This is a genomic window from Janthinobacterium sp. GW460-12-1-14-LB5, assembly GCF_059423585.1.
On the sequence record NZ_JBWKYD010000003.1, the window covers coordinates 65662 to 89480 of the forward strand.

Genomic DNA, 23819 nt, shown 5'->3' on the forward strand with positions numbered 1-23819 from the left:
CTGGAGCGGGAGAAGAGTCTCGAACTCTCGACCTCAACCTTGGCAAGGTTGCGCTCTACCAACTGAGCTACTCCCGCATACGAACCGCTATTTTACTGCCTTTTGCTACCGTTTACCAGTGCTGCTTTACTGCTGATCCAGTGTTCACTGGAGCGGGAGAAGAGTCTCGAACTCTCGACCTCAACCTTGGCAAGGTTGCGCTCTACCAACTGAGCTACTCCCGCAGTGGACAACATTGTATCAGAAGCTCTACTACATCGCCAGTACTACTTTTTACTGCATTTGCTGTTTTTACCTATGACACGATCCAGAAAACTGGAGCGGGAGAAGAGTCTCGAACTCTCGACCTCAACCTTGGCAAGGTTGCGCTCTACCAACTGAGCTACTCCCGCGTCATCAACAACAGGCCAGCATTATAGAGGGATTACAGGGGCTGTCAACGGGCAATATCTGGTCTTTTGCAAAATATTTGGGGTCAGACCCTTTGGGTCTGACCCCAGCTCTTGCGTTTGGGCTAAATACTTCAATGCAAGTTGCCGGCCTTTTCCTTGATCAGTGGCCATGCCAGGCGCAAGTAATAGAACATCGACCACACCGTCAGCACGCAGGCGATCCACAGCAGCTTCTCGCCCCACACATGGGTGTCGATCGCGCCGAAGATCACTTCGTGGTACAGCAGCAGGGGAATGGCCGTCATTTGCGCGGCCGTCTTGATCTTGCCGATCGAACTGACGGCCACCGATTTCGACGCGCCGATCTGCGCCATCCATTCGCGCAAGGCGGAAATGGTGATTTCTCGGCCGATGATGATGAAGGCCAGCACGGCATTGACACGGTCCAGCTGCACCAGCACCAGCAAGGCGCCCGCCACCATCAGCTTGTCGGCCACGGGGTCGAGGAAGGCGCCGAAGGCCGAGGTCTGGTTCCAGCGCCGCGCGAGGAAGCCGTCGAACCAGTCCGTGACGGCGGCAATGATGAAGACCAGGGTGGCGACCAGGTTCTGGTCGCCGTGCAGCAGCATCGACGGCGGCAGGTAAAACACGCCGACGACGAGCGGAATCAGGGCCACGCGCAGCCAGGTCAAAAGGATGGGAATATTAAAAGGCATAAGAAGCAATCGGCCGACGGGTAAATTGAGCATGAAGAAAGCGTGAAGAAAGCGCCACTAGTCTACATGGCCCCGGGGTATTAGCCTAGTCCGGTTGCCGCAGCGCTGGACCAGGCCTGTATGCATCAATGCAACTGCTTGTAGATTTCTTCCGCCAGTTGCGTGGAAATCCCCTCCACCGACATCAGATCCTCGACGCTGGCGTCGACCACGCCGCGCAAGCCGCCAAAGCGCGACAGCAGTTTCTGGCGGCGCTTGGCACCGATGCCTTCTATCTCTTCCAGACGCGAGGTCTGGCGCGTCTTGGCCCGCTTGGCGCGCATGCCCGTGATGGCGAAGCGGTGCGCCTCGTCGCGGATCTGCGCGATCAGCATCAGGGCCGCCGATTCCTTGCCCAGTTCCTGCGCCGCGCGGCCATCGACGAACAGCAGGGTTTCCAGGCCAACTTTTCTGCCCTCCCCTTTTGCCACGCCGACGATCAGGCTGATATCGAGTCCCAGTTCGGCAAACACCTGGCGCGCCATTTCGATCTGTCCCTTGCCGCCGTCGATCAAGACCACGTCCGGCATCACGCCGTCGCCATTCGCCACCTTTTCATAGCGGCGCATCAGGACCTGGCGCATGGCCGCGTAATCGTCGCCGGGCGTGATGTCGTTGATGTTGTAGCGGCGGTATTCGCCGTTCTGCATGGCGTGGTGGTGGAATACCACGCACGACGCTTGCGTCGCCTCGCCCTGCGTGTGGCTGATGTCGAAACATTCCACGCGCAGGCTGTCGAGGTCTTCCGTCTCCAGACGCAGCGCTTCGGCCAGCGCCCGCGTGCGCGACTGCTGCGAGCCCTGCTCCGACAGCAAGCGCGCCAGCGAAATCTCGGCGCCCTTTTGCGCCAGCTCAAGCCACTGGCGGCGCTGCCCCTGCGGCTGGAAGATCAGGTTGATGCGGTGGCCGCACTGCTCCATCAGCGCCACCATCAGGGCCGGCTGGTCGAATTCGATGTTCAGGATCAGGGTGCCGGGAATGAATTTTTCCGTGTAGTGCTGGGCCAGGAAGGCTGCCAGCACTTCCACCTCGATCGGTTCCTCGGCAATCGCCGCCGCGTCGCTGAGCTGGCTGGGGAAATACGCGCGGTCGCCCAGGTGGCGTCCGCCGCGCACCATGGCCAGGTTGACGCAGGCGCGCCCGCCCTGCACCAGCACGGCGATGATGTCGACGTCGGCGTCGCCCGTCGTTTCCATGCTCTGCTGGTGCAGCACGCGCGACAGCGAGGCGATCTGGTTGCGCACCACCACGGCCTGCTCGAATTTCAGCTCGGCGGCAAACGCGTGCATCTTCTTTTCCAGGTCGGCCATCACTTCGCTCTGGCGCCCGCGCAGGAAGCGCGCCGCGTTTTCCACGTCGTTCTTGTAGTCTTCCTTGCTGATCAGGTCCACGCACGGCGCACTGCAGCGGCCGATCTGGTGCAGCAGGCAGGGCCGCGTGCGGTTCGCGTACACGCTGTCCTCGCAGGTGCGGATCAAAAACACCTTTTGCAGGATCTGCATCGATTCCTTGACGGCCCAGGAACTGGGGAATGGCCCGAAATACTGGTTTTTCTTGTCCACCGCCCCCCGGTAATACACCATGCGCGGCGCATCGCCGTTGGTGATTTTCAGATACGGATACGACTTGTCGTCGCGGAACAGGATGTTGTAGCGCGGCTGCAGCGCCTTGATCAAGTTGTTTTCCAGGATCAGCGCTTCCGCTTCGCTGTGCGTGACCGTCGTTTCCAGGCGCGCGATGCGCTCGACCATCATGGCGATGCGGGGGCTGGCCAGGTTTTTCTGGAAATAGCTGGAGACGCGCTTTTTCAGGTCGCGCGCCTTGCCGACGTACAACACCTTATCGGCGGCGTCGAAATAGCGGTACACGCCGGGCAGGTTCGGCAGCTTGGCGACGGTGGCCAGCACCTGCGCGCGCGGGTCGGGTGGCGTTTCCGCCAAGGAAGATTCTGGGCTTGCTTCGGTCATTGCTGGCTCATTCTTGCACTGCTTGCTCCACGATCACGAACGCGACCGCATATTCTTCTTCATCGCTGATCGTCACTTGCGCGCTCAGCCGGTTTTTTTCCATGAATTCCGCCAGCACGCCGCTGCAGACGATCATCGGCTTGCCGCTGGGGTGGTTCAGCATCTGCGCGGCGGGCCAGGTCATCGGCATGCGCAAGCCCAGGCCGATGGCCTTGGAAAACGCCTCCTTGGCCGCAAAGCGGGTGGCCAGGAAACGCACGCCGCGCACGGCGTTCTTGGCGCTGCGGGCGCGGAATTTCTCCAGCTCCTGCGGCCCCAGTATTTTCTGCGCGAAACGTTCGCCATGGCGCGCCAGGGCCGCCTCGATGCGGGGAATCTTGCAGATATCGGTGCCGATGCCGTAGATCATGGCGCTCTCCCTTGTACGCGCTTATGCTTTACCAGCCAGGCGCGTGGCCACCATGATGGCCTTCATTTCGCGCACGGCGTTTTCCCAGCCGACGAACACGGCATGGGCGACGATGGCGTGGCCGATGTTCAATTCGGCAATATCGGGAATGGCAGCGATCGCCTGCACGTTGGTGTAATGCAAGCCGTGGCCCGCGTTGACCTTCAGGCCGCGCCCCACGCCGAACAGCACGCCAGCCTTGATGCGCTCCAGTTCAGCCTGCTGCTCGGCGCCTGCCGTATCGGCGTAGCGGCCCGTATGCAGCTCGATCACGGGTGCACCAAGCTCGGCGGCGGCGGCGATCTGCTGCTCGTCGGCATCGATGAACAGGCTCACGCGGATGCCCTCGCCCTGCAATTGCTTGACGGCAGCCTGCACTTCCTTGAAGTAGCGCACCACGTCCAGCCCGCCTTCCGTCGTCACCTCCGTGCGCTTTTCCGGCACCAGGCAGACGTCGGCCGGCTTGATGCGGCAGGCAAAATCGATCATCTCGGCCGTTACGGCCGCTTCCAGGTTCATGCGCGTGAGCAACTGCGGCGCGATGGCGATGACGTCCGCATCCTTGATGTGGCGGCGGTCTTCGCGCAAATGCAGGGTGATGGCGTCGGCGCCCGCCTGTTCGGCCAGCAGGGCCGCGCGGATCGGGTCCGGGTAGGCGGTGCCGCGCGCATTGCGCAAGGTGGCCACGTGGTCGATATTGACGCCCAGGTCGATGACGGGGCCGGAAGGCTGCAAAAAGCTCATAGTGATGGTATCCGTAAAGTGCCGTAGCGCAACAATCCAGCGCTACAGCTGCATTAAATCGATCAGTATCTGGCGCGTATTCAAGGTGGCGCCACCCAGTTGATGGGCCAGCAAAAAACGCATCAGCAGCTTGCTTTGCGCCTGCGTGGCCACGTCAAGATAATCTTCGCGCTCCATGTCGAGCAGGGTCTTGCCCGTGATTTTCGGCCAGGCGTCGCTGGCGCGCGCCGGGCGCGGTCCCCGTTCCGGGTCGACCACGTACACCTGCCCTGCCTCGACGGCCTGGCGCGTGCCCGTGCAGCGCGTCAGGTCGGCCGCCACGCCCGTTTCCTTGAGCAGCGCGCGCTCGAACTTGCGCAGCACGATGGGCGGCGGCTCATTGTGCGCCAGTTGATTCAAGGTAGCAACGTAGTGGTCGAACAGGACGGGATGCGGGTCGTCGCGCGCCAGCAGTTTGACGAGCAATTCGTTCAGATAGAAGCCGCACAGCAAGGCAGTCTTTTCCAGCGGCAACATGCCGCCCACCCATTCGGCGCCCGTCAGGATGCGCAGCTCGGATTTGCCCGTCCAGCCCGCCTGCAGCGGCTGGAAGGTCTGCAGCACGCCGCGCAACTGCGAATGGGGCCGCTTGGCGCCCTTGGCAACGAGCGCGATGCGGCCGTACTCGCGCGTAAACACGTCGACGATGAGGCTGGTTTCTTTATGCGGGTAGCTGTGCAGCACGAAGGCGGGCTGGCCCGTGATGCGGCCGTCGCGCGCGGGCGGACGGCTGCGCCGTGGCGCTGTGGGAGGTGCGGCCGGCGGCGCGATGGCCGCCGGCGTGGAGGCGGCGAGTGAAGCTGGCGCGAAATCAGGCTGCGCTGGCGTGGTGGTGCTCATGCGTGTAGCGTCGCCCCCGGGTTGCCGATTACTCGTAGCCGTAGGCGCGCAAGCCCGCCTCGTTGTCAGCCCAGCCCGACTTGACCTTGACCCAGATTTCCAGGTACACGGGGCCGCCGAACAGCTTTTCCATATCCAGGCGGGCCTGGGTGGAGACTTCCTTCAGGCGCGCGCCCTTGTTGCCGATAATCATGGACTTGTGCGTATCGCGCTCGACCAGGATGGCGGCGAACACGCGGCGCAAATCGCCTTCCTGCTCGAATTTCTCGATCAGCACGGTACTCGTGTATGGCAGTTCATCGCCGACAAAACGGAACAGTTTTTCGCGCACGATTTCCGAGGCGAGGAATTTTTCGCTGCGGTCCGTGATGTCGTCCGGGCCAAAGATGGGCTGGTTTTCCGGCAGGAAACGCTTGATTTCGTTCTGCAAGCCTTCCAGTTGGAAATGCAGCTTGGCGGACACTGGCACGATGGCGGCGAAGTCGCGCATGGCGGCGATCTTTTGCGCAAACGGCAACAATACAGCCTTATCCTTGACGCGGTCGGACTTGTTGATGACGAGGATGCATGGCACTTCCTTCGGCAGCAGATCCATCACTTGCTGGTCGGCCGGGCCGAAGGTGCCCGCCTCGATCACGTACAAAATCACGTCCGAGGAAATCAGGGTGTTCGTCACCGTCTTGTTCAGCGTCTTGTTCAGCGCGTTCGAATGACGCGTCTGGAAGCCGGGCGTGTCGACGTAGATGAATTGCGCGTCCGGCACCGTCTGGATGCCCGTGATGCGGTGGCGCGTGGTTTGCGCCTTGCGCGAAGTGATGCTGACCTTCGCGCCGATCAGCACGTTCATCAGGGTCGATTTGCCCACGTTGGGGCGGCCCACGATGGCGATATAGCCGCAGCGGAAGTTGTCGGGCATTTTGGTGGCTGTCATGCTAGTGTCGATTCTGTTTAATGTGAGCGGCGATCGCCGGGGCTGCTGGAGCTTGTGCGTCGTCGCTCTGGATGGTGGCAATGCCGGCCAGCTTGAGCTGGGCGGCGCGCGGTTTGGGCTTGCGGCTGGCGGCAGGCGACTTCAACAGTGCCTGCTCGGCCACGTCCAGCGCCAGTTTGGCGGCGGCTTGCTCACCGGCGCGGCGGCTTCCGCCACGGCCGTAGACCTGGATGTTCAATTTCGGCACCAGGCATTCGATCTCGAATTCCTGGCTGTGGGCGGCGCCATGGGTGGCCACCACGTTGTACTGTGGCAGCGAAATTTTCTTGCTTTGCAAAAATTCCTGCAGCAGGGTCTTGGCATCCTTGCCCAGGGTTTGCGGATCGACCGAGTCGAGGATGGGGATGTAGAACGCGCGGATCACCGTGCTGGCCGCGTCGAAACCCGTGTCGAGGAAAATCGCGCCCAGCAAGGCTTCCAGCGTGTCGGCGAGGATCGATGGACGGCGGAAGCCGCCCGATTTCAGTTCGCCTTCGCCCAGACGCAGGAATTGCGACAATTCCAGCTTTTGCGCGATTTCATACAGCGACTGCTGTTTCACCAGGTTGGCGCGCAGGCGCGACAAATCACCCTCGTCGATGGTCTTGAAGCGTTCGTACAGGATGGAAGCGACCACGCAGTTGAGGATGGAGTCGCCGAGGAATTCCAGCCGCTCGTTATGCAAACTGCTGTGGCTACGATGCGTCAAGGCTTGCTGCAACAGGCCAGCATCCTGGAACGTATAGCCTAAACGGGTTTGCAATAGCTGAAGATTCATTATTGTTTCTGTGTCATCTGATTGATTCGGCTGGCCGCCGCGCGGGGGATTGGCGCGGCAGCCATGGGTATTACATGCAAGAAAGACTTAATGGATGCCGCCCACTCTTTTCGGGTTGCTGAAGTTCATCCATACGAGGAAAGCCTTGCCGACGATGTTTTCGTTCGGTACGAAGCCCCAGTAGCGGCTGTCCGCGCTATTGTCGCGGTTGTCGCCCATCATGAAATAATTGCCTTGTGGCACTACACACGTAAAGCCGTCTTCGTTGTAGTTGCACGCCTCCTTGTGCGGGAAATCCTTGACTTCGCGCAAGTTCAACGTGGGAGCAGGCTCGTCGTTGAGGATGCGGTGGCTCACGCCCGTCAGGTTTTCTTCCAGCTGCTTGTGGTAGACCGTGCTTTCGTCGTCCAGGTAGTCGTCCAGCGGCGTGTACTGCACTTCCTTGCCGTTGACCGTCAAGCGCTTGTTTTCATAGGTGATTTTATCACCGGGTACGCCGATCACGCGCTTGATATAGTCTTGCGACATATCTTTCGGGTACTTGAACACCATCACGTCGCCGCGCTGCGGATCGTTGACTTCAATGATGCGCTTGTTGACGATCGGCAAACGAATGCCATAGGTGAACTTGTTGACCAGGATCAAGTCACCGACCAGCAAGGTCGGCACCATCGAGCTCGACGGGATCTTGAACGGCTCGTACAAAAACGAGCGCAGGCAGAACACGAGGGCGATGACGGGAAAGAAGCTGCCCGAATACTCGACCCAGGTCGGCTGGCGCAGCAGGGCCGCCTCGATGGTGGCACGGCTGCCGCCCGCATCGGACTTGATGCCCTCGGCGGCCAGCTTGGACTGGCGCGCATCGAACTCGGCCAGGGCGCGGTCGGCCGCCTTGCGGCGCTGCTTGGACAGATAAAACACATCCAGGCACCAGACCAGGCCCGTCAACACCATCAGCACGAACAGGATTAAAGCGAAATTTCCTAAAATCACTTGCAGGTTCATTGATCAACCATCCACTTGTAAAATTGCCAGGAATGCTTCTTGCGGGATCTCCACGGAACCCACTTGCTTCATGCGTTTCTTACCCGCTTTTTGTTTTTCCAGCAATTTCTTCTTGCGGCTGATGTCGCCGCCATAGCACTTGGCCAGCACGTTCTTGCGCAAGGCTTTCACGTTCTCGCGCGAAATGATGTTCGCGCCGATGGTCGCCTGAATCGCCACGTCGAACATCTGGCGCGGGATCAGTTCACGCATCTTGGCAGCCACCTGGCGGCCGCGGTACTGGCTGTTCGAACGGTGGACGATGATGGCCAGCGCATCGACTTTTTCGCTGTTGATCAGCATGTCGACCTTGACCACGTCGGCCGCGCGGTATTCCTTGAACTCGTAATCCATCGAGGCATAGCCGCGCGACGTCGATTTCAGGCGGTCGAAGAAGTCCAGCACGATCTCGGCCATCGGCATTTCATACACGAGCTTGACCTGGCGGCCGTGGTAGCTCATGTCCATCTGGATGCCGCGCTTGCCGATGCACAAGGTAATCACGGAGCCCACGTACTCCTGCGGCATGTACAGATTGACCGTGACGATAGGCTCGCGCACTTCCTCGATGCGCGATGGATCGGGCATCTTCGACGGATTGTCGACGTTGATCATGGTGCCGTCGCGCTGGATCACTTCGTACACGACGGTAGGCGCCGTGGTGATCAGGTCCATGTCGAATTCGCGTTCGAGGCGCTCCTGCACGATTTCCATGTGCAGCAAGCCCAGGAAGCCGCAGCGGAAGCCGAAGCCCAGCGCCTGCGACACTTCCGGCTCGTACATCAGGGCCGCGTCGTTCAGTTTCAGCTTTTCCAGCGAGTCGCGCAGCGCGTCGTACTGGTTCGCTTCCACCGGGAACAGGCCGGCAAACACTTGCGGCTGCACTTCCTTGAAGCCGGGCAATGGCGCGGCGGCAGGACGGTTGGCCAGGGTGACGGTATCGCCCACTTTCGCCGCCTTCAATTCCTTGATGCCGGCGATGATGAAGCCCACCTGGCCTGCCGACAACTGCGGCAAGGATTGCGAACGGGGCGAAAAGACGCCGATGTCTTCCACCAGCTGCACCGAATCGGTGGCCATCAGGCGGATCTTGTCTTTCGGCTTCAGGGTACCGTTGATCACGCGCACCAGCATGACCACGCCCACATAGGCGTCATACCAGGAGTCGACGATCAGCGCCTGCAGCGGCGCATCGGGATCGCCCTTCGGCGGCGGCACCTTGACGATCAGTTGTTCGAGCACGTCCAGCACGCCGAAGCCCGTCTTGGCCGAGCAATGCACGGCGTCGCCCGCGTCGATGCCGATCACGTCTTCGATCTCGGCAATCGCGCTCGGCGGGTCCGCGTTCGGCAAATCGATCTTGTTCAGCACGGGCACCACTTCCACGCCCAGGTCCAGCGCCGTGTAGCAGTTGGCCACGGTTTGCGCTTCCACGCCTTGCGATGCGTCAACCACCAGCAGCGCGCCTTCGCAAGCCGACAGCGAGCGCGACACTTCATAGCTGAAGTCGACGTGGCCCGGCGTATCGATCAGGTTCAGGTTGTAGATCTGGCCATCGCGCGCCTTGTAGTGCAGGGCCGCCGTTTGCGCCTTGATGGTAATGCCGCGCTCGCGCTCCAGATCCATCGAATCGAGCACCTGCGCCTCCATCTCGCGGTCGGACAAGCCGCCGCACAATTGAATGATGCGGTCAGCCAGGGTCGATTTACCGTGGTCAATATGGGCGATGATGGAGAAATTGCGTATGTTGTTCATTAACTAATATAAGTGCGAAGTTGACGACACTGCTTTAACAGGAATCAGGGGGATCATGTCCGGGCCAAACAGGGCCAAAACCAGGCGCCCCACTCATGATGAAAAAAGCGCTCCGAGCAGGACATCTGCATGCCCAGGCGAGCGCTTTTGAAGCGACAGAAGCTGCTGCCTCGGACAGTAGCTTTTTCGACCTCCCCATTTTACCGGATTTCAGAGCGGAAAGCCCGTCTTATGAGGCCGGCACCGGGCCAAGCCCACATTTTCGGCTGATTTCAGCACCAGAATGGTGCAATGCAGTGTCAATATTGACAGTTAAGCTACACCAGGCAGCGCCGCACGGCCGCTTCGTCGAGAAAATAATGGCATAGCTCGGGCTGCGCCAGGTCGGCAAACAGCACCGGCACCAGCTCGTCGAAACGGGCCAGCAGCGTGGCATCGGGCGAGGCGTCGATATCGATCACGTCCACCGTGAACGGTTTTTCAGGCGGCTGCAGCAAGAGCAAGGCGTCGAGCATGTCCTGGCATAAATGGCAATAACTGCGGGAATAGAGGGTGAAGTGCATGAAGAAAAGGGAAAGGCATCCCGGCCGGAGCCGGGATGCAGGTGAATCAGAAACTTACTTGGCCGACGGACGCAGCGAAACGAATTGCGCCACGTCGCCGCGGCGCACCAGCACGGCCGACGACTTCTTCGGATCGAGCTTGGCCACCAGGGCATTGAATTGCTTGGCATCTTTCACGGCAACGTTGTTCAATTGCAATATCACGTCGCCAGGCTGCAGGCCGGCCTGGGCCGCCACACCATCCGCATCCTCAACCAGCACGCCCGCGTCGATCTTCAATTCCTGCTTCTTCGCGGCCGGCACGTCGCTGACCTTCAAGCCCAGTGCATTGACGGCTTGCGCTTCCGGCTCCTTGGCGCCCTTCTTCGCCGTTTTCTCGCTTTCCAGCTCGACGACGGTGACGGGAATATCCTGCTGCGCCCCCTTGCGCCAGACGGTGACCGTGGACTTGCCATTGACGGCGGCGCCGCCTACCAGGCGCGGCAGGTCGGACGAACGCTCGATCGCAGCGCCATTGAATTTCAGGATGATGTCGCCCGGCTTGATGCCCGCCTTGTCGGCCGGACCACCTGGCTCCACCATCGACACTTGCGCGCCCTTGGCGTTCGGCAAGCCCAGCGATTCCGCCACGTCCTTGCTCACTTCGCCGATCTGCACGCCGATGCGCCCGCGCACGACCTTGCCCGTCTTTTTCAGCTGCTCGCCCACGCGCATGGCTTCATCGATGGGCACGGCAAACGAAATGCCATTGTAGGCGCCGGACAGGGTGGCGATCTGCGAATTGATGCCGATCACTTCGCCGCGCATATTGATCAAAGGACCGCCCGAGTTGCCGGGGTTGACGGCCACGTCGCTCTGGATCAGCGGCAGATAGTCGCCCGTATCGCGCGATTTGGCGGAAATGATGCCGGCCGTCACCGTGTTTTCCAGGTTGAATGGCGAGCCGATGGCGATCACCCACTCGCCCACGCGGATCTTGTTCGAGTCGCCGATGGTCAGGCGCGGCAGGTTGGCGCCTTCGATCTTCAGCAGGGCCACGTCGGTGCGGGCGTCAGCGCCGATCACCTTGGCCTTGAACTCGCGCTTGTCCGTCAGGGTCACGTAGACTTCATCGGCGCCGTCGACCACGTGGGCATTGCTGAGCACGTAGCCATCGGCCGAAATGATGAAGCCGGAACCGACACCGCGCTGCACTTCCTGTTCCTGCGGCACGGCACGTCGGCCGCCGCGCGGCGCCTGCTGGCGCGGCGTCGGCATGGCGCCGCCGAAGAAGCGGCGCAGGAATTCCTGCATTTCCTGCTCATCCTGGCCGCCCGCGCCGGGCGCAGCCATCTTCAGGCGCTCGGTGGTGCGGATATTCACGACGGCCGGGCCGACGGCGTCGACCAGATCCGAGAAATCAGGCAGTTTCACTGCCGCCACGGCGGCCTGCGCCTGTGGCGCCAGCCCCAGCATGGTGGGAGCCAGAAACACGCCAGCCGTACCGAACAATAAAGCGGAAAGTGTCTTCACTGAAAACGACTTGCTGGCGGCACACATGTTTTTTTTCATGGAAAGGATCTTTTCGAGTATGTAAACGGATCAAAACGCGGACAGGCGATTGCCTGCGTGCATGATTGGCCGTCATGAGGACATCCCAGGGGCAAACACACCTGGCTGCGCGCATGGCCAACAAAGCAACAATATATCGCAAAAGCAAGATATTGCCTGCACACAGTGTCAATCGTACCGAAGTCCAGTGTCAAGAGGGCGACAGGAACGTTAAGCCTGGCATAAGATGGTGCAGCGCTAGCGTTGCGCCAGCGGTCCCGCCTCCAGCGGCTCGGCCGCGCCCGGCGGCACGATGGCTGCGGACAGCGGGGGCAGCGGCTCCGCATGGGCAGCCGGCCCGTCAGGCGCCGCCTCGGCGGCCAGGCGGCCGGCCAGGCGCGCGTCGAATTCGGCGCTCAATGCATGGCCGCAATGCTCCGAGCGCAGCACGTCGCCGATGAGGCGATAGGCATCCCAGGCCTGGCGTCCCTCATCCGTGTCGAGGGCCGCAAAAGCCAGTTCGAGTTCGCTCGCCGCCAGCTCGCCATCGGCCAGCGCGGAAATAGTCTCGTGCAATCGTGTGTGCGTATCCATGATGGGTCCTGCCATTTCAAGAGAATCGGTGCGGAAACCGGACGCAGCCATGCCAACCTCATACTCTCCAGATTACCAGCGCTTGTCAATCGGCATGTCCAACAAGGGCTTCAATTTCTCCGCAATCACTTCGCGCGCGCGGAAAATGCGGCTGCGCACGGTGCCGATGGGACACGCCATGATCTCCGATATCTCCTCGTAGCTGAGGCCCTCGATCTCGCGCAGCACGATGGCCGTGCGCAACTCGAGGGGCAGTACATCCATGGCCGCATTGACGGTGGCCGCAATCTGCTTGCTGGCCAGCACCGATTCGGGCGTATTGTTGTCGCGCAATTTATTGCCGTCATCGAAGGATTCCGCCTGCTCGGCGTCGGCATCACTGGACGTGGCGGCGCGCCGCCCCTGCGTAACGAGATAATTCTTGGCCGTATTGATGCCGATGCGATACAACCAGGTATAAAAGGCGGCATCGCCGCGAAAATGGCGCAGCGCCCGGTATGCCTTGATAAAGGTTTCCTGCACCACATCTTCGGCCTCCGCCGGATCATGCACAAGGCGCGACACCAGGCGCATCAAGCGGCGCTGATATTTCGATACCAGCACATCGAATGCCCGTTTGTCGCCCGCCTGCACCCGCTCGACCAGCAACTGATCATACTCGCGCTCTGTCCTCACGCCCAATGTCCCTGTAGTCATGCAGCGTGGGCGCCTGTATGGATATAGAGTTGGCCCGCTGCAAGAAGTTCAGTGTTCGCCCCACTTTTATTCTTCCCTCTTCCGCGCCGCGATAGCCCGGCAAGCCACGGCCAGCGGGCGAAAGGCGGCGCAGCTCTTGCCACGCTGCACCAGCAACTGCGTGCGCCGCCCGGCGGCATCGGCCAGGCACAGCACCAGCAGCGACGGCCACAAGGTCGAGCCCGGCAACAGGCGCAGCTCCGGTGCCGTCAGGGGCTGCCGCATGGCCGGCGGCACCCGCTCGCTGGCGCCCGTCCCTGGCGCCCCGCCATGCTCCAGATATACCGCCAGCCGCAACTGGCCGACCGGCGAAATATCAAGCGCCTGCGGCTTTCTGCGCCTGCGCAGCAAAGCCAGCAAAAACACGCCGCCTGCCGCACTCAGCAACGCGGCTGGCCAGCCCAGCGCATAGCCGCCCACCAGTTGGCCAGGCACCGCCGCGGCACGCCACGCGCCGCTCAAGGGCCAGGCGGCGAGCAGGGCGCACAGTCCCAGCACCGCTTGCAGCAGGCGCAAACAGACAGGCGTGCGAATAACAGCCGCTACCGCGATCGACATACTTCATGGGAAAAAAAAAGGCGCGCCGGCAACATGCCGGGCAAATTCAGGCGCCAACGAACGTTGGCGCCGAATCAGCGCTCACTACGGTTTGACCGTAGCGAGCGCTTGAAAGTTCCTGCTTATTTCGCTTTACCGAAAATCAGCGTGCCATTCGTTCCGCCGAAGCCGAACGAATTCTTCACTGCATAATCGATCTTCATATCACGCGCCGTGTTGGCACAGAAATCAAGATCGCAAGCGGGATCCTGGTTGAAGATGTTGATGGTCGGTGGCGACACCTGATGGTGCAATGCCAGAACCGTAAACACCGCTTCCAGACCGCCCGCGCCGCCCAGCAAATGGCCCGTCATCGACTTGGTCGAGTTGACGACCAGATTCCTGGCGTGCTCGCCGAAGGTGCGCTTGATGCCCATCACTTCCGCCACATCGCCTTGCGGGGTCGACGTGCCGTGCGCGTTCAGGTACTGGATCTGATCCGCGTTCAAGCCGGCGTTGTTGAGGGCCGCGATCACCGATTTGCTGCCGCCGCTGCCATCTTCCAACGGCGAGGTCATGTGATAAGCATCTGCGCTCATCCCGAAACCATGCACTTCGGCATAGATCTTGGCACCACGGGCTACCGCGTGCTCGTACTCTTCCAGCACCATGACGCCAGCACCCTCGCCCAGCACGAAGCCGTCGCGGTCGGCATCCCACGGACGCGATGCCGTTGCCGGATCGTCGTTGCGGGTCGACAAGGCGCGTGCCGAGGCGAAACCGCCCAGGCCCAGCGGCGACACGGTCGATTCGGCACCACCGGCGATCATGACGTCGGCATCGCCGTACTCGATCATGCGCGCTGCGGCACCGATGCTGTGCAAACCGGTGGTACACGCCGTCACGATCGCCAGGTTCGGGCCCTTCAGACCATATTTGATCGAAAGGTTGCCAGAGATCATGTTAATGATCGAGGCAGGCACGAAAAATGGCGAGATACGGCGCGGACCGCGCTTTTCGTACTCGGACTTGGTTTCCTCGATCAGCGGCAGGCCGCCGATACCGGAACCGATGATCACGCCGATGCGCTCGGCGTTTTCCTCGGTCACTTCCAGGCCGGAGTCCTGCATCGCCTGGATACCCGCAGCCATGCCGTAATGGATAAAGGTATCCATATGGCGGGCTTCCTTACCGGAGATGTACTCTTCGATATTGAAGCCTTTGACTTCACCGGCAAAATGCGTGGTGAATGGCTGTGCATCGAATTTGGTAATCGTGGCAATGCCGGATTTACCTTCGACGATTGCGCCCCACGCCTCGGCAATAGTATTGCCGACAGGTGAAACGCAGCCCAGGCCGGTGACAACAACACGACGGTTTTTAGAACGGCTCAAGCGATTCTCCTGAAGTCGGTCAGACAGGCTTAGGCCTTGACGTGTGCGGTGGCGTAGTCGATCGCCTGTTGCACGGTGGTGATTTTTTCAGCTTGTTCGTCAGGGATTTCCATTTCGAATTCGTCTTCCAGGGCCATCACCAGTTCCACGGTGTCCAGGGAATCGGCGCCCAGGTCGTCGACGAAGGAGGATTCGATTTTGATGTCTGCTTCTGCAACGCCCAGTTGCTCAGCGACGATTTTCTTAACGCGTTGTTCGATATCCGACATGTTATGGCTCCAAAGTGTGTGTTACGGAAAGTGCGCGCATTTTATCAGGTTTGCGCGTCCGAATACTAATTTCGGTGTCTGCTGCTAATTCGACCGAAGCTGCTGCTAAAAGATGCGATTATAGACAAAAACGACCGTTGAATCATGCCACAAACGCCCGCCCCGTCTACCTTTCACATCAATTCATGTACATTCCGCCGTTCACGTGCAGGGTCGTGCCCGTGATATACGCCGCTTGCGGCGAGGCCAGAAAGGCCACCGCCGCCGCCACGTCTTCCGGTTTGCCCAGGCGGGACAGGGGAATTTGCGTCAACAGGGCCGCGTGCTGCTCTTCGCTCAGGGCCTTGGTCATGTCGGTATCGATGAAGCCCGGGGCGATGCAGTTCACGGTAATGTTGCGGCTGCCGATTTCGCGCGCCAGCGCGCGGCTCATGCCTTCCACGCCGGCCTTGGCCGCCGCGTAATTCATCTGCCCCGGATTGCCCGACGACGCCACCACCGACGTGATGTTAATGATACGCCCGGCTTTGGCTTTCATCATGCCACGCAGTACCGCGCGCGACAGGCGCCCGACGGCCGACAGGTTCGTCGAAATCACGCTGTCCCACTCTTCATCCTTCATGCGCATGGCCAGCTGGTCTTGCGTGATGCCCGCATTGTTGACCAGGATCGACAGGCTGCCGTAGGTTTTCTGCACTTCATCGACGACGGCAGCGCAGCGCGCCGCATCGGTCACGTTCAGGACCAGGCCCTTGCCCGCCACGCCTTCGGCGGCCAGGTAATCGGTGATCGCTTGCGCGCCGCTTTCCGAGGTGGCGGTGCCGACCACGGTGGCACCCTGCTTGCCCAGTTCGGTGGCGATGGCGCGGCCGATGCCGCGCGAGGCGCCCGTGACCAGCACGACTTGATTTGCTAAATTCATGAGTATCCTTAAAGATGGCTGACGGCAGCCACAACTGCACTGCCGTTTGCTGTTTATTTGAGCTGCGTCAAAATACGTTCCAGCGAGGCCTGGTCGACAATGGCGTCGCCCACCAGCACGGGGTCGATGCGCTTGGCCAGGCCCATCAGGACCTTGCCCGGACCGCATTCGATCACTTGCGTGATGCCATCGGCAGCAACCTTTTGCATGGTTTCCACCCAGCGCACTGGGCTGGCTGCCTGGCGCACGAGCGCGTCCTTGATGCCGGCCACATCGTTGACGATGGCCACGTCGACGTTGTTGATCAGGGCGATCTGCGGCGCGGCGAACGTCAGGCCGGCCATGTACTCGCGCAAGCGGTCCGAAGCCGGCTTCAGCAGCGACGAGTGGAATGGCGCGGAGACGGGCAGCTTCATGGCGCGCTTGGCACCCTTGGCCTTGGCCAGCTCGCAGGCGCGCTCGACGGCGGCCGTGTGGCCGGCGATGACCACTTGCGCTGGTGCATTGAAATTGACGGGCTCGACCACCAGGGCCGGGTTTTCCGCCGCCGCTTCCGCACAGGCGGCGCGCACGTCGTCGTCCGACAGGCCTAGCACGACAGCCATCGTGCCCTGCCCTACCGGTACGGCTTCCTGCATCGCTTGCGCGCGGAAACGCACGAGCGGCACGGCATCCTTGAACGAGATCACGCCGGCGGCGACCAGCGCCGAGTATTCACCGAGGCTGTGACCGGCCACGACCGTCGGCACGGGGCCGCCCGCTGCCAGCCAGGCGCGGTAGAAAGCCACGGCCGCCGTCAGCATCACCGGTTGCGTGTTGGTGGTCAGGTCCAGCTCTTCCTTCGGACCTTCGGCGATCAGTTTGCCCAGGTCGCATTGCAGGGCGTCCGACGCTTCGGCGACGGTCTGCGCCACCACGGGGTTGCCGGCGAAACCGTCGAGCATCGCAATCGCTTGCGAACCTTGGCCTGGGAAAACAAATGCAAATTGTGTCATGGTGACTCCGTTTTTTAATAGTATTGCGGGATTACATGCGCGCCAGCACGGCGCCCCAGGTAAAGCCGCCGCCCACGCCTTCCATCATGACGTTGTCGCCCTTTTTTACCCGGCCATCGCGCACGGCGATGTCGAGCGCCAGCGGGATCGAGGCGGCCGAGGTGTTGCCATGCTGGTCGACGGTGACGACCATCTTGTCCAGCGGCAAGCCGAGTTTCTTGGCCGTGCTGTTCATGATGCGGATATTTGCCTGGTGCGGGATCAGCCAGTCGATCTGGTCCGACGTCATGTTGGCGTGTTCGAGGGCTTCGTGCGCGACCTTTTCCAGCACGGACACGGCCAGCTTGAACACGGCCGGGCCATCCATGTACAGGAAGGCGCTGCCGGCCAGCGCGCCGCCGGCCAGGCTGCCGGGCACGCTGAGGATGTCCGAATGGCGGCCATCCGCGTGCAGCTTGGTGGCCAGGATGCCCGGCTCTTTCGACGCCGTCATGACGATGGCGCCGGCGCCGTCGCCGAACAGCACGCAAGTGCCGCGGTCGTCGAAATTGAGGATGCGCGAAAACACTTCGGCGCCGATCACCAGCACGTTCTTGTGCATGCCCGACTGGATGAAACTGTCGGCCGTGGCGACCGCATACACGAAACCGCTGCAGACGGCTTGCACGTCGACGGCGGCGCAATTGTTCGTGATGCCCAGCTTGTTTTGCACGATGCAGGCCGTGCTGGGGAAGCTGCCGAAGAAGTCGGGGGTCGAGCTGGCGACGATGATCAGGTCCAGGTCGTTGCCGTTCAGGCCAGCCATTTCCAGGGCCTTTTTGGCCGCTTCCACGCCCAGGTCCGAGGAATTTTGCGACGGCGCCGCGTAATGGCGCGCCGAAATGCCGCTGCGCGAGACGATCCACTCATCCGACGTCTCGATGCCCTTGGCGGCGAGCTGTTCGGTCAAATCCTGGTTCGTGACGCGCTTCTCCGGCAAGTAGCTGCCGGTACCGATAATTTTGCTGTAAGTTTTGCTAAAAACAGTCATGCAAATACCCGTCCACTAAATGGTAGAGCTTGTTGATGTAGGTTCGTCCGGTACTGGCGTGCGCGGCATCAGCTCGGCGATCAGGCTGGCCAGGTGCGCTTGCACGTCATTTTTTGCCGCATCAAAGGCGCGGCGCAAGGCCCATTCGAAGGAATAGGCATCGGCGCTGCCGTGGCTCTTGAAGACGAGGCCACGCAAGCCCAGCAGGCTGGCGCCGTTGTAACGCGAGGGATTCAAGCGGTTGCCGATGGCTTTCAAGGCACCGCGGGCGATCAGCGCGCCCAGCATGGTCAGCGGATTGCGCTTGAATTCGGAAGTGAGCACGTCTTTCACCAGGCGCGCCAGGCCCTCGATGGCTTTCAGGGTGACGTTGCCGACAAAACCGTCGCAGACGACGATATCGGTCGTGCCCTTGAAGATATCATTGCCTTCCACGTTGCCGTAGAAGTTCAGCGCGCCACGCTCGTGGTCGGCCTGCAGCAGCTTCGAGGTGAGTTTCACCACTTCATTGCCCTTGATATCTTCCGTGCCCACGTTCAGCAAGCCGATCGTCGGGCGTTCGATGCCTTCCATGGCGGAAACCAGCACGGAACCCATGATGGCGAACTGGTGCAAGTGATGCGGTTCGCAATCGACGTTGGCGCCCAGATCCAGCATATAGGTAGGACCGTTCTTTTGATTCGGCAAGATGCTGCAGATGGCCGGGCGGTCGACGCCGGACATGGTTTTCAATACATAGCGCGACACGGCCATCAGGGCTGCCGTATTACCGGCGGAAACGGAGGCTTGCGCCGCGCCGCTCTTGACCTGTTCGATGGCCACGCGCATGGAGGAATCCTTCTTGCGGCGCAGGGCCACTTCCAGGGGATCGTCCATGGTAACTTGTTCGGAGGCATGCAATACCGACAGGCGCGGATGCGTGTCGGCTTTATGTTTTTTCAGTTCGGCACGGATCACGTCTTCCAATCCAACAAGGATCAGTTCGGCTTCAGGCTCATGTTTTACGAAGGAAATTGCTGCGGGGATAGTGACTGAGGGACCGTGATCTCCGCCCATGCAGTCGATAGAAATTTTGATTGTCATTTGTTTTGATTCAGTACCGCTGTGGGCTTGCGGCAAGATGTGAATCGGACTGGAGCATATGCAGGGCGCAGCATGTCATGCACCGCCTGAGCAAGCTTGATTCAAAATGACGGGTGCGCAAGATGAATTGCAGCCGATAAAAAAGAAGAAGCGGCGCCACGCCGAATAACCACGCAACACCGCTTTCATCTTACCCAACAAAAACGTCGATTACTCGTCGTTTTTGGTCTTCAACACTTTACGGCCACGATAGAAGCCGTTAGGGCTGATATGGTGACGCATGTGTGTTTCGCCGGTAACTGGCTCGACGCTCAATTGCGGCGCGACCAGGAAGTCGTGCGAACGGTGCATGCCGCGCTTGGAAGGGGTTTTCTTGTTCTGTTGAACTGCCATGATGACTCCTAATACATAAGTTCTAAAATTTTAGCACAATCGATTAGCAAATACATGCGAATCGAGTATCCCAGCGGCAAAGACTACCCGAAAACAGTCCGTACCGACATCGTTTATTACAATTACATTTCACTACACTTGCCATACTCGATTACAACACGCGTTTGACACGTTCTTTAAGCGGAACCTCACAAACCTACGGTTTTTGAGGCCCCCTACAAATACCACTACTACTTAACTTATTCTCTTAACTTATTCTGGCTTCAAGTCTTTCAGTGCCGCAAACGGCGACTTCTTTTCAGTCTTGAGAGCATCGAGCTGCGCCGTATCGGGGCAGACATCGTGTTTGGGTACCTGCGGCAGGGCCAGCAAGGCTTCATCTTCGATCAGGGCCGCGGCATCCATGCTGCGGCTGCCGACGATCACGTCGATCGATTCATCGTTGATGATTTCTTCGATCTCGTCCGCGTGCTCGTCATCCTTGCCCAGCATCAGAACAGTCGAAGAATCAATTACGTAAGCATACGGAGTCAGGCAGCGCTGGCAAACCAGCTGAACGGTGCCGTTGACCGACAAGGTCAGTTGTGGGTAGCCCAGCTTGCTGGTGCCGCCGACGATCTTCCAGGCGATGTCGCCGGAAGCATCTGCACAATCCTTGGTCAACCGGGTCATTTCAGCGACAGGAGTTACACCCTCGCGGCTCCCGCTGATACGACAAAAATCAAAGGCGTCGATCACAAAAGCATTCATTGGTAGAAAATTTCCCCGGAAAACCTGCGATAATAACAGGGTTTTTAGCACCGAGTCAAAGCCTAAGCATCTTTTTTGACGCAATCATTGCCATCAACATGACAACTTCATCAACACCGTCATGCCGCATGGAGCCTCAGTTATGGACTCCGCGCCCGGGAATTTGCGTGAAATTCCACTGACATCGACCAGCGCGGCCATGCCGGCCGCCATCTACTACCGAATGATACCAACTTCCGCCCCATTGCGCTTGATTCTTGCATCGAGTTCGACCTACCGCAAGGAATTGCTGGAACGCCTGCGCCTGCCTTTCGAGGTGGCCGTGCCCGATCTCGACGAAAGCCCCCTGCCAGGCGAAAGCCCCAGCGCCACGGCCCTGCGCCTGGCCCAGGCCAAGGCGCAGGCCGTGCTCGACCGCTATCCTGGCAGCCTCGTCATCGGCTCCGACCAGGTCGCCACCCTGGACGGCGCGCAGATCGGCAAGCCCGGCAACCATGACTATGCCCTGCTGCAACTGCAAACCATGCGCGGGCGCCAGACCGTGTTCCACACGGCACTATGCCTGCTGGATGGCCGCCAGGCGTTGCCTGTGGCGCAAGTGGAAGATGTGCAAACCCTCGTCACCGTGCGCGACTTGCCCGATGCCGAGCTGGACGCCTACCTGCGCATCGAGCAGCCCTACGACTGCGCCGGCAGCGCCAAGAACGAAGGCCTGGGCATCGCCCTGCTCGAACGCATCGACAGCACCGACCCGACCGCCCTCACCGGCTTGCCGCTGATCGCCCTCACCGGCATGCTGCGCAAGGCGGGCGTGGCGTTTTTTACCATTTAATTACCGACAAGAAGAATATGACCGGCACCCTGTACCTGATCCCCAACCACCTCGGCCTGTCCGATGGCGCCATCGACCCGCTGGCAAGCATCATTCCCGAGCAGGTGCGGCACCTCACCTCGCAGCTCGACTATTTCGTTGCGGAAAACGCCAAGACGGCGCGCGCCTTCCTGAAACTGATCGGCAACCAGCATCCGCTGGCCAAGCCCTTGCAGGAAATCACGATTTCCGAACTCAACGTCAATACCCCCGCGCAGGCGCTGGCCGGCTTGCTGGCACCGCTGCTGGCGGGACGCGATGCCGGCCTCGTGTCGGAAGCGGGCGTGCCCGCCGTGGCCGATCCCGGCGCCGACCTCGTGCGCCTGGCGCACCAGCACGGCATCAAAGTACGCCCGCTGGTGGGCCCGTCGTCGATCCTGCTGGCCGTGATGGCCAGCGGCTTGAACGGCCAGAGCTTCGCCTTCAACGGCTACCTGCCCACGGATGCGGCCCTGCGCGCCAAGCGCATCAAGGAACTGGAAAGCCGGTCACGCAATGAAAAGCAAACCCAGCTGTTCATCGAAACCCCGTACCGCAACGCCGCCATGCTCGAAGCGCTGGTAGCCCAATGCGCGCCATCGACCCTGATCTGCGTCGCCACCGACCTGAGCCTGGACTCGGAAAGCGTGCAAACGTGGAATGGCGCGCAGTGGAAGAAACAATTGGCCGCCGGCAAGGCACCTGACTTCCACAAGAAACCGACCGTGTTCTTGCTGCTGGGGCAGTAAACGACAAACGCCACGGGCAATTACCCGTGGCGTTTTTTATTGCAGCACTAACCGAGGACGACTATACGCGCCGTGTACCGGTGTTCTTTTGGCCGCCTTTACCCGTCTCCAGCACAAACTTCGCGCCATCGTCGCGGCCCAATACTTTCACGAGGTACGGCATGACTTCGCGCAACATCGGCTCCAGCGTGTACGGCGGGTTCAAAATGAACATGCCGCTGCTGTGCAAGCCGAAACCGTCCGGCGACGGGGTATTCACCGTCAACGTCACGTGCAGCCAGTCCGAGCTGGGCAGCTGCTTGAGCTTGTCGGCGAACTGGCGCGATTCCATGCGCTGCAGCACCGGATACCAGACGGCGTACATGCCCGACGGGAAGCGCACGAGGGCGTCGGCCAGGGTATCCTTGACCTTGCGGTAATCCATCTTGTCTTCATACGGCGGGTCGATCAGCACCAGCGCGCGGCGCGATGGCGGCGGCAGCAGGGCCTTCAGGCTCTGGAAGCCGTCCGCCTTGGTGATGATGACGCGCTTGCCGCGCACGGTGGGACGCTCGCCCTGGGCCAGCGCATGCGCCTCGACCTTGCGGAAGTTGTCGGCCAGAATCTTTGCATCGGCAGGATGCAGCTCGAACAGGCGCAGACGGTCTTGCTCGCGGCTGACCTTGTCGGCGCAGTACGGCGAACCCGGGTAGTAGCGCATCTTGCCGCTCGGATTCATTTCCTTGATCAACTTCATGTACTCGGCCAGCGAGGCCGGCAAGTCCGTGCGGTCCCACAGCGGTGCGATACCCGTTTCGTACTCGGCATTTTTCGACGCATAACCGCCGTCGAGCGCATACACGCCCGCGCCGGAATGGGTATCGATATAACTATAGGCGGTATCTTTTTGATTCAGATATTGCAACAACTGAATCTGCACATAATGTTTCAACACATCGGCGTGATTACCCGCGTGAAAGGCGTGGCGGTAACTCAACATAAGCTGGCTAATTCCATAATAAAATATAAATAAAGGCGGGAGCGCTGACACCGGGCAGGGCATGAAAACAGACTGGAGGGGTCAGGCTGCGGGGCCAGGAAACAGCATGGACCAGCGTAATCAGCGCGCAATTATCAGCATTATCCACCAGAAAGGTGTATTGCATCAAAAAAACACCGATAAACAAGCTCATGCATTCTCGGGACCGCGGGGGCCGGGCGCGGTAGAATACGCGCATCGGGCGCCCGGCGCCCATCCGCCCTACTCTATACATACGACCATGCACAGCCTGACCCTCACGACCGATAACCGCGCCGACGTCGCGGCAGCCCTGGCCGGCCCGCGCTGGACGGTGGCCTGCCTGTGCGCGCTGTGGTGCGGCACTTGCGGCAGCTACCGCGCCACGTTCGAGGAACTGGCCGCGCGCCACCCGGACACCGTCTTCGTCTGGATCGACATCGAAGACCAGGCCGACGTCGTGGGCGACCTCGACATCGACAACTTCCCCACCCTGCTGATCCAGCACGAAGACCAGGTCGCCTTCTTCGGCACGGTGCTGCCCGACGGCGGCCTGGCGCACCGCATGGTGCAGGCGCAGCAGGCGCTCAGCGCAGCCGACCTGGCGGCGCTGGCCGGCAGCACGCAGGAGCGGCGCGACTGGCAGCGCGACTGCAATCTGCGTCATTTACTGGCCGCCACCCTGGCCCAGTAAAC

27 protein-coding genes and 3 tRNA genes are annotated in these 23819 nt (G+C 60.7%); 3 read left to right on the forward strand and 27 right to left on the reverse strand.

Annotation, left to right across the window (positions count from 1 at the left end):
• Position 1: 1 nt before the first annotated feature.
• The 25 genes from AC07X6_RS03425 to AC07X6_RS03545 all read right to left on the reverse strand — a co-directional run bounded on the left by AC07X6_RS03425 (position 2) and on the right by AC07X6_RS03545 (position 20527).
• A tRNA-Gly gene (locus AC07X6_RS03425) sits at positions 2 to 77 on the reverse strand.
• A gap of 71 nt (positions 78 to 148) precedes the next feature.
• Positions 149 to 224: transfer RNA gene (locus AC07X6_RS03430), tRNA-Gly, on the reverse strand.
• A 92-nt stretch (positions 225 to 316) separates the two neighbouring features.
• Positions 317 to 392, reverse strand: a tRNA-Gly gene (locus AC07X6_RS03435).
• A gap of 131 nt (positions 393 to 523) precedes the next feature.
• Positions 524 to 1108, reverse strand: coding sequence for a CDP-diacylglycerol--glycerol-3-phosphate 3-phosphatidyltransferase (pgsA, locus tag AC07X6_RS03440; RefSeq protein WP_215408951.1), 585 nt, complete (start codon positions 1106 to 1108; stop codon positions 524 to 526).
• A gap of 125 nt (positions 1109 to 1233) precedes the next feature.
• Complete coding sequence (uvrC, locus tag AC07X6_RS03445; protein WP_494790115.1) at positions 1234 to 3114, reverse strand: excinuclease ABC subunit UvrC; 1881 nt, start codon at positions 3112 to 3114, stop codon at positions 1234 to 1236.
• A gap of 7 nt (positions 3115 to 3121) precedes the next feature.
• Entirely contained in the window at positions 3122 to 3523 is a 402-nt protein-coding gene (gene acpS, locus AC07X6_RS03450) for a holo-ACP synthase (RefSeq protein ID WP_230540637.1), read from the reverse strand.
• Between the two features lie 21 nt (positions 3524 to 3544).
• The gene (gene pdxJ, locus AC07X6_RS03455; protein ID WP_230540636.1) at positions 3545 to 4306 is read right to left on the reverse strand and encodes a pyridoxine 5'-phosphate synthase; all 762 of its coding nucleotides are present in this window, start codon (positions 4304 to 4306) and stop codon (positions 3545 to 3547) included.
• A 42-nt stretch (positions 4307 to 4348) separates the two neighbouring features.
• Positions 4349 to 5185 (reverse strand): DNA repair protein RecO, encoded by an 837-nt coding sequence (gene recO / locus AC07X6_RS03460; RefSeq protein WP_494790116.1) that lies wholly within the window; start codon positions 5183 to 5185, stop codon positions 4349 to 4351.
• 28 nt (positions 5186 to 5213) lie between these two features.
• Positions 5214 to 6116: a GTPase Era gene (gene era, locus AC07X6_RS03465; RefSeq protein ID WP_034749612.1), complete on the reverse strand. Its 903-nt coding sequence runs from the start codon at positions 6114 to 6116 to the stop codon at positions 5214 to 5216.
• A gap of 1 nt (position 6117) precedes the next feature.
• Positions 6118 to 6933 carry a ribonuclease III gene (rnc, locus tag AC07X6_RS03470; RefSeq protein WP_494790117.1) on the reverse strand — a complete coding sequence of 272 codons (816 nt, stop codon included), beginning with the start codon at positions 6931 to 6933 and terminating at the stop codon, positions 6118 to 6120.
• An 87-nt stretch (positions 6934 to 7020) separates the two neighbouring features.
• Positions 7021 to 7938: a signal peptidase I gene (lepB, locus tag AC07X6_RS03475; RefSeq protein ID WP_494790118.1), complete on the reverse strand. Its 918-nt coding sequence runs from the start codon at positions 7936 to 7938 to the stop codon at positions 7021 to 7023.
• Between the two features lie 3 nt (positions 7939 to 7941).
• Entirely contained in the window at positions 7942 to 9732 is a 1791-nt protein-coding gene (lepA, locus tag AC07X6_RS03480; protein ID WP_034749621.1) for a translation elongation factor 4, read from the reverse strand.
• 317 nt (positions 9733 to 10049) lie between these two features.
• Positions 10050 to 10295: a glutaredoxin family protein gene (locus AC07X6_RS03485; protein WP_474292002.1), complete on the reverse strand. Its 246-nt coding sequence runs from the start codon at positions 10293 to 10295 to the stop codon at positions 10050 to 10052.
• Positions 10296 to 10349: 54 nt separating this feature from the next.
• On the reverse strand, positions 10350 to 11846 hold the full coding sequence (locus AC07X6_RS03490) for a DegQ family serine endoprotease (protein ID WP_230540632.1): 1497 nt from the start codon (positions 11844 to 11846) through the stop codon (positions 10350 to 10352).
• 237 nt (positions 11847 to 12083) lie between these two features.
• Complete coding sequence (locus AC07X6_RS03495) at positions 12084 to 12419, reverse strand: sigma-E factor negative regulatory protein (protein ID WP_474292003.1); 336 nt, start codon at positions 12417 to 12419, stop codon at positions 12084 to 12086.
• 72 nt (positions 12420 to 12491) lie between these two features.
• Positions 12492 to 13115, reverse strand: coding sequence for an RNA polymerase sigma factor RpoE (gene rpoE, locus AC07X6_RS03500; protein WP_230540630.1), 624 nt, complete (start codon positions 13113 to 13115; stop codon positions 12492 to 12494).
• Positions 13116 to 13181: 66 nt separating this feature from the next.
• A complete protein-coding gene (locus AC07X6_RS03505; protein WP_494790119.1) occupies positions 13182 to 13712 on the reverse strand; it encodes a hypothetical protein in 531 nt (176 codons plus the stop codon).
• 122 nt (positions 13713 to 13834) lie between these two features.
• Complete coding sequence (gene fabF / locus AC07X6_RS03510) at positions 13835 to 15085, reverse strand: beta-ketoacyl-ACP synthase II (protein WP_230540628.1); 1251 nt, start codon at positions 15083 to 15085, stop codon at positions 13835 to 13837.
• A 29-nt stretch (positions 15086 to 15114) separates the two neighbouring features.
• Complete coding sequence (gene acpP / locus AC07X6_RS03515; protein ID WP_008449912.1) at positions 15115 to 15354, reverse strand: acyl carrier protein; 240 nt, start codon at positions 15352 to 15354, stop codon at positions 15115 to 15117.
• 178 nt (positions 15355 to 15532) lie between these two features.
• Complete coding sequence (gene fabG / locus AC07X6_RS03520) at positions 15533 to 16276, reverse strand: 3-oxoacyl-ACP reductase FabG (RefSeq protein WP_141170041.1); 744 nt, start codon at positions 16274 to 16276, stop codon at positions 15533 to 15535.
• A 53-nt stretch (positions 16277 to 16329) separates the two neighbouring features.
• On the reverse strand, positions 16330 to 17271 hold the full coding sequence (gene fabD / locus AC07X6_RS03525; RefSeq protein WP_070223879.1) for an ACP S-malonyltransferase: 942 nt from the start codon (positions 17269 to 17271) through the stop codon (positions 16330 to 16332).
• Positions 17272 to 17302: 31 nt separating this feature from the next.
• Positions 17303 to 18301 (reverse strand): beta-ketoacyl-ACP synthase III, encoded by a 999-nt coding sequence (locus tag AC07X6_RS03530; RefSeq protein ID WP_230540619.1) that lies wholly within the window; start codon positions 18299 to 18301, stop codon positions 17303 to 17305.
• A 15-nt stretch (positions 18302 to 18316) separates the two neighbouring features.
• Complete coding sequence (gene plsX, locus AC07X6_RS03535; RefSeq protein WP_230540617.1) at positions 18317 to 19384, reverse strand: phosphate acyltransferase PlsX; 1068 nt, start codon at positions 19382 to 19384, stop codon at positions 18317 to 18319.
• 210 nt (positions 19385 to 19594) lie between these two features.
• Positions 19595 to 19777 carry a 50S ribosomal protein L32 gene (gene rpmF, locus AC07X6_RS03540; RefSeq protein ID WP_034749653.1) on the reverse strand — a complete coding sequence of 61 codons (183 nt, stop codon included), beginning with the start codon at positions 19775 to 19777 and terminating at the stop codon, positions 19595 to 19597.
• Between the two features lie 252 nt (positions 19778 to 20029).
• Positions 20030 to 20527 (reverse strand): YceD family protein, encoded by a 498-nt coding sequence (locus tag AC07X6_RS03545; protein ID WP_230540742.1) that lies wholly within the window; start codon positions 20525 to 20527, stop codon positions 20030 to 20032.
• Between the two features lie 223 nt (positions 20528 to 20750).
• Between AC07X6_RS03545 and AC07X6_RS03550 the strand changes: the two genes are divergently transcribed.
• Both AC07X6_RS03550 and AC07X6_RS03555 read left to right on the forward strand, forming a co-directional pair.
• Positions 20751 to 21359: a Maf-like protein gene (locus tag AC07X6_RS03550; protein ID WP_230540741.1), complete on the forward strand. Its 609-nt coding sequence runs from the start codon at positions 20751 to 20753 to the stop codon at positions 21357 to 21359.
• Positions 21360 to 21376: 17 nt separating this feature from the next.
• Positions 21377 to 22126, forward strand: a complete 750-nt coding sequence (locus AC07X6_RS03555; protein WP_230540608.1) for an SAM-dependent methyltransferase — start codon at positions 21377 to 21379, stop codon at positions 22124 to 22126.
• A gap of 61 nt (positions 22127 to 22187) precedes the next feature.
• Here AC07X6_RS03555 and AC07X6_RS03560 read toward each other — a convergent pair whose 3' ends face one another.
• The gene (locus AC07X6_RS03560) at positions 22188 to 23105 is read right to left on the reverse strand and encodes a 23S rRNA (adenine(2030)-N(6))-methyltransferase RlmJ (RefSeq protein WP_070255356.1); all 918 of its coding nucleotides are present in this window, start codon (positions 23103 to 23105) and stop codon (positions 22188 to 22190) included.
• A gap of 7 nt (positions 23106 to 23112) precedes the next feature.
• Complete coding sequence (locus tag AC07X6_RS03565) at positions 23113 to 23298, reverse strand: hypothetical protein (RefSeq protein WP_494790120.1); 186 nt, start codon at positions 23296 to 23298, stop codon at positions 23113 to 23115.
• A gap of 87 nt (positions 23299 to 23385) precedes the next feature.
• Between AC07X6_RS03565 and AC07X6_RS03570 the strand changes: the two genes are divergently transcribed.
• Complete coding sequence (locus tag AC07X6_RS03570; protein ID WP_494790121.1) at positions 23386 to 23817, forward strand: thioredoxin family protein; 432 nt, start codon at positions 23386 to 23388, stop codon at positions 23815 to 23817.
• Positions 23818 to 23819 lie beyond the last annotated feature (2 nt).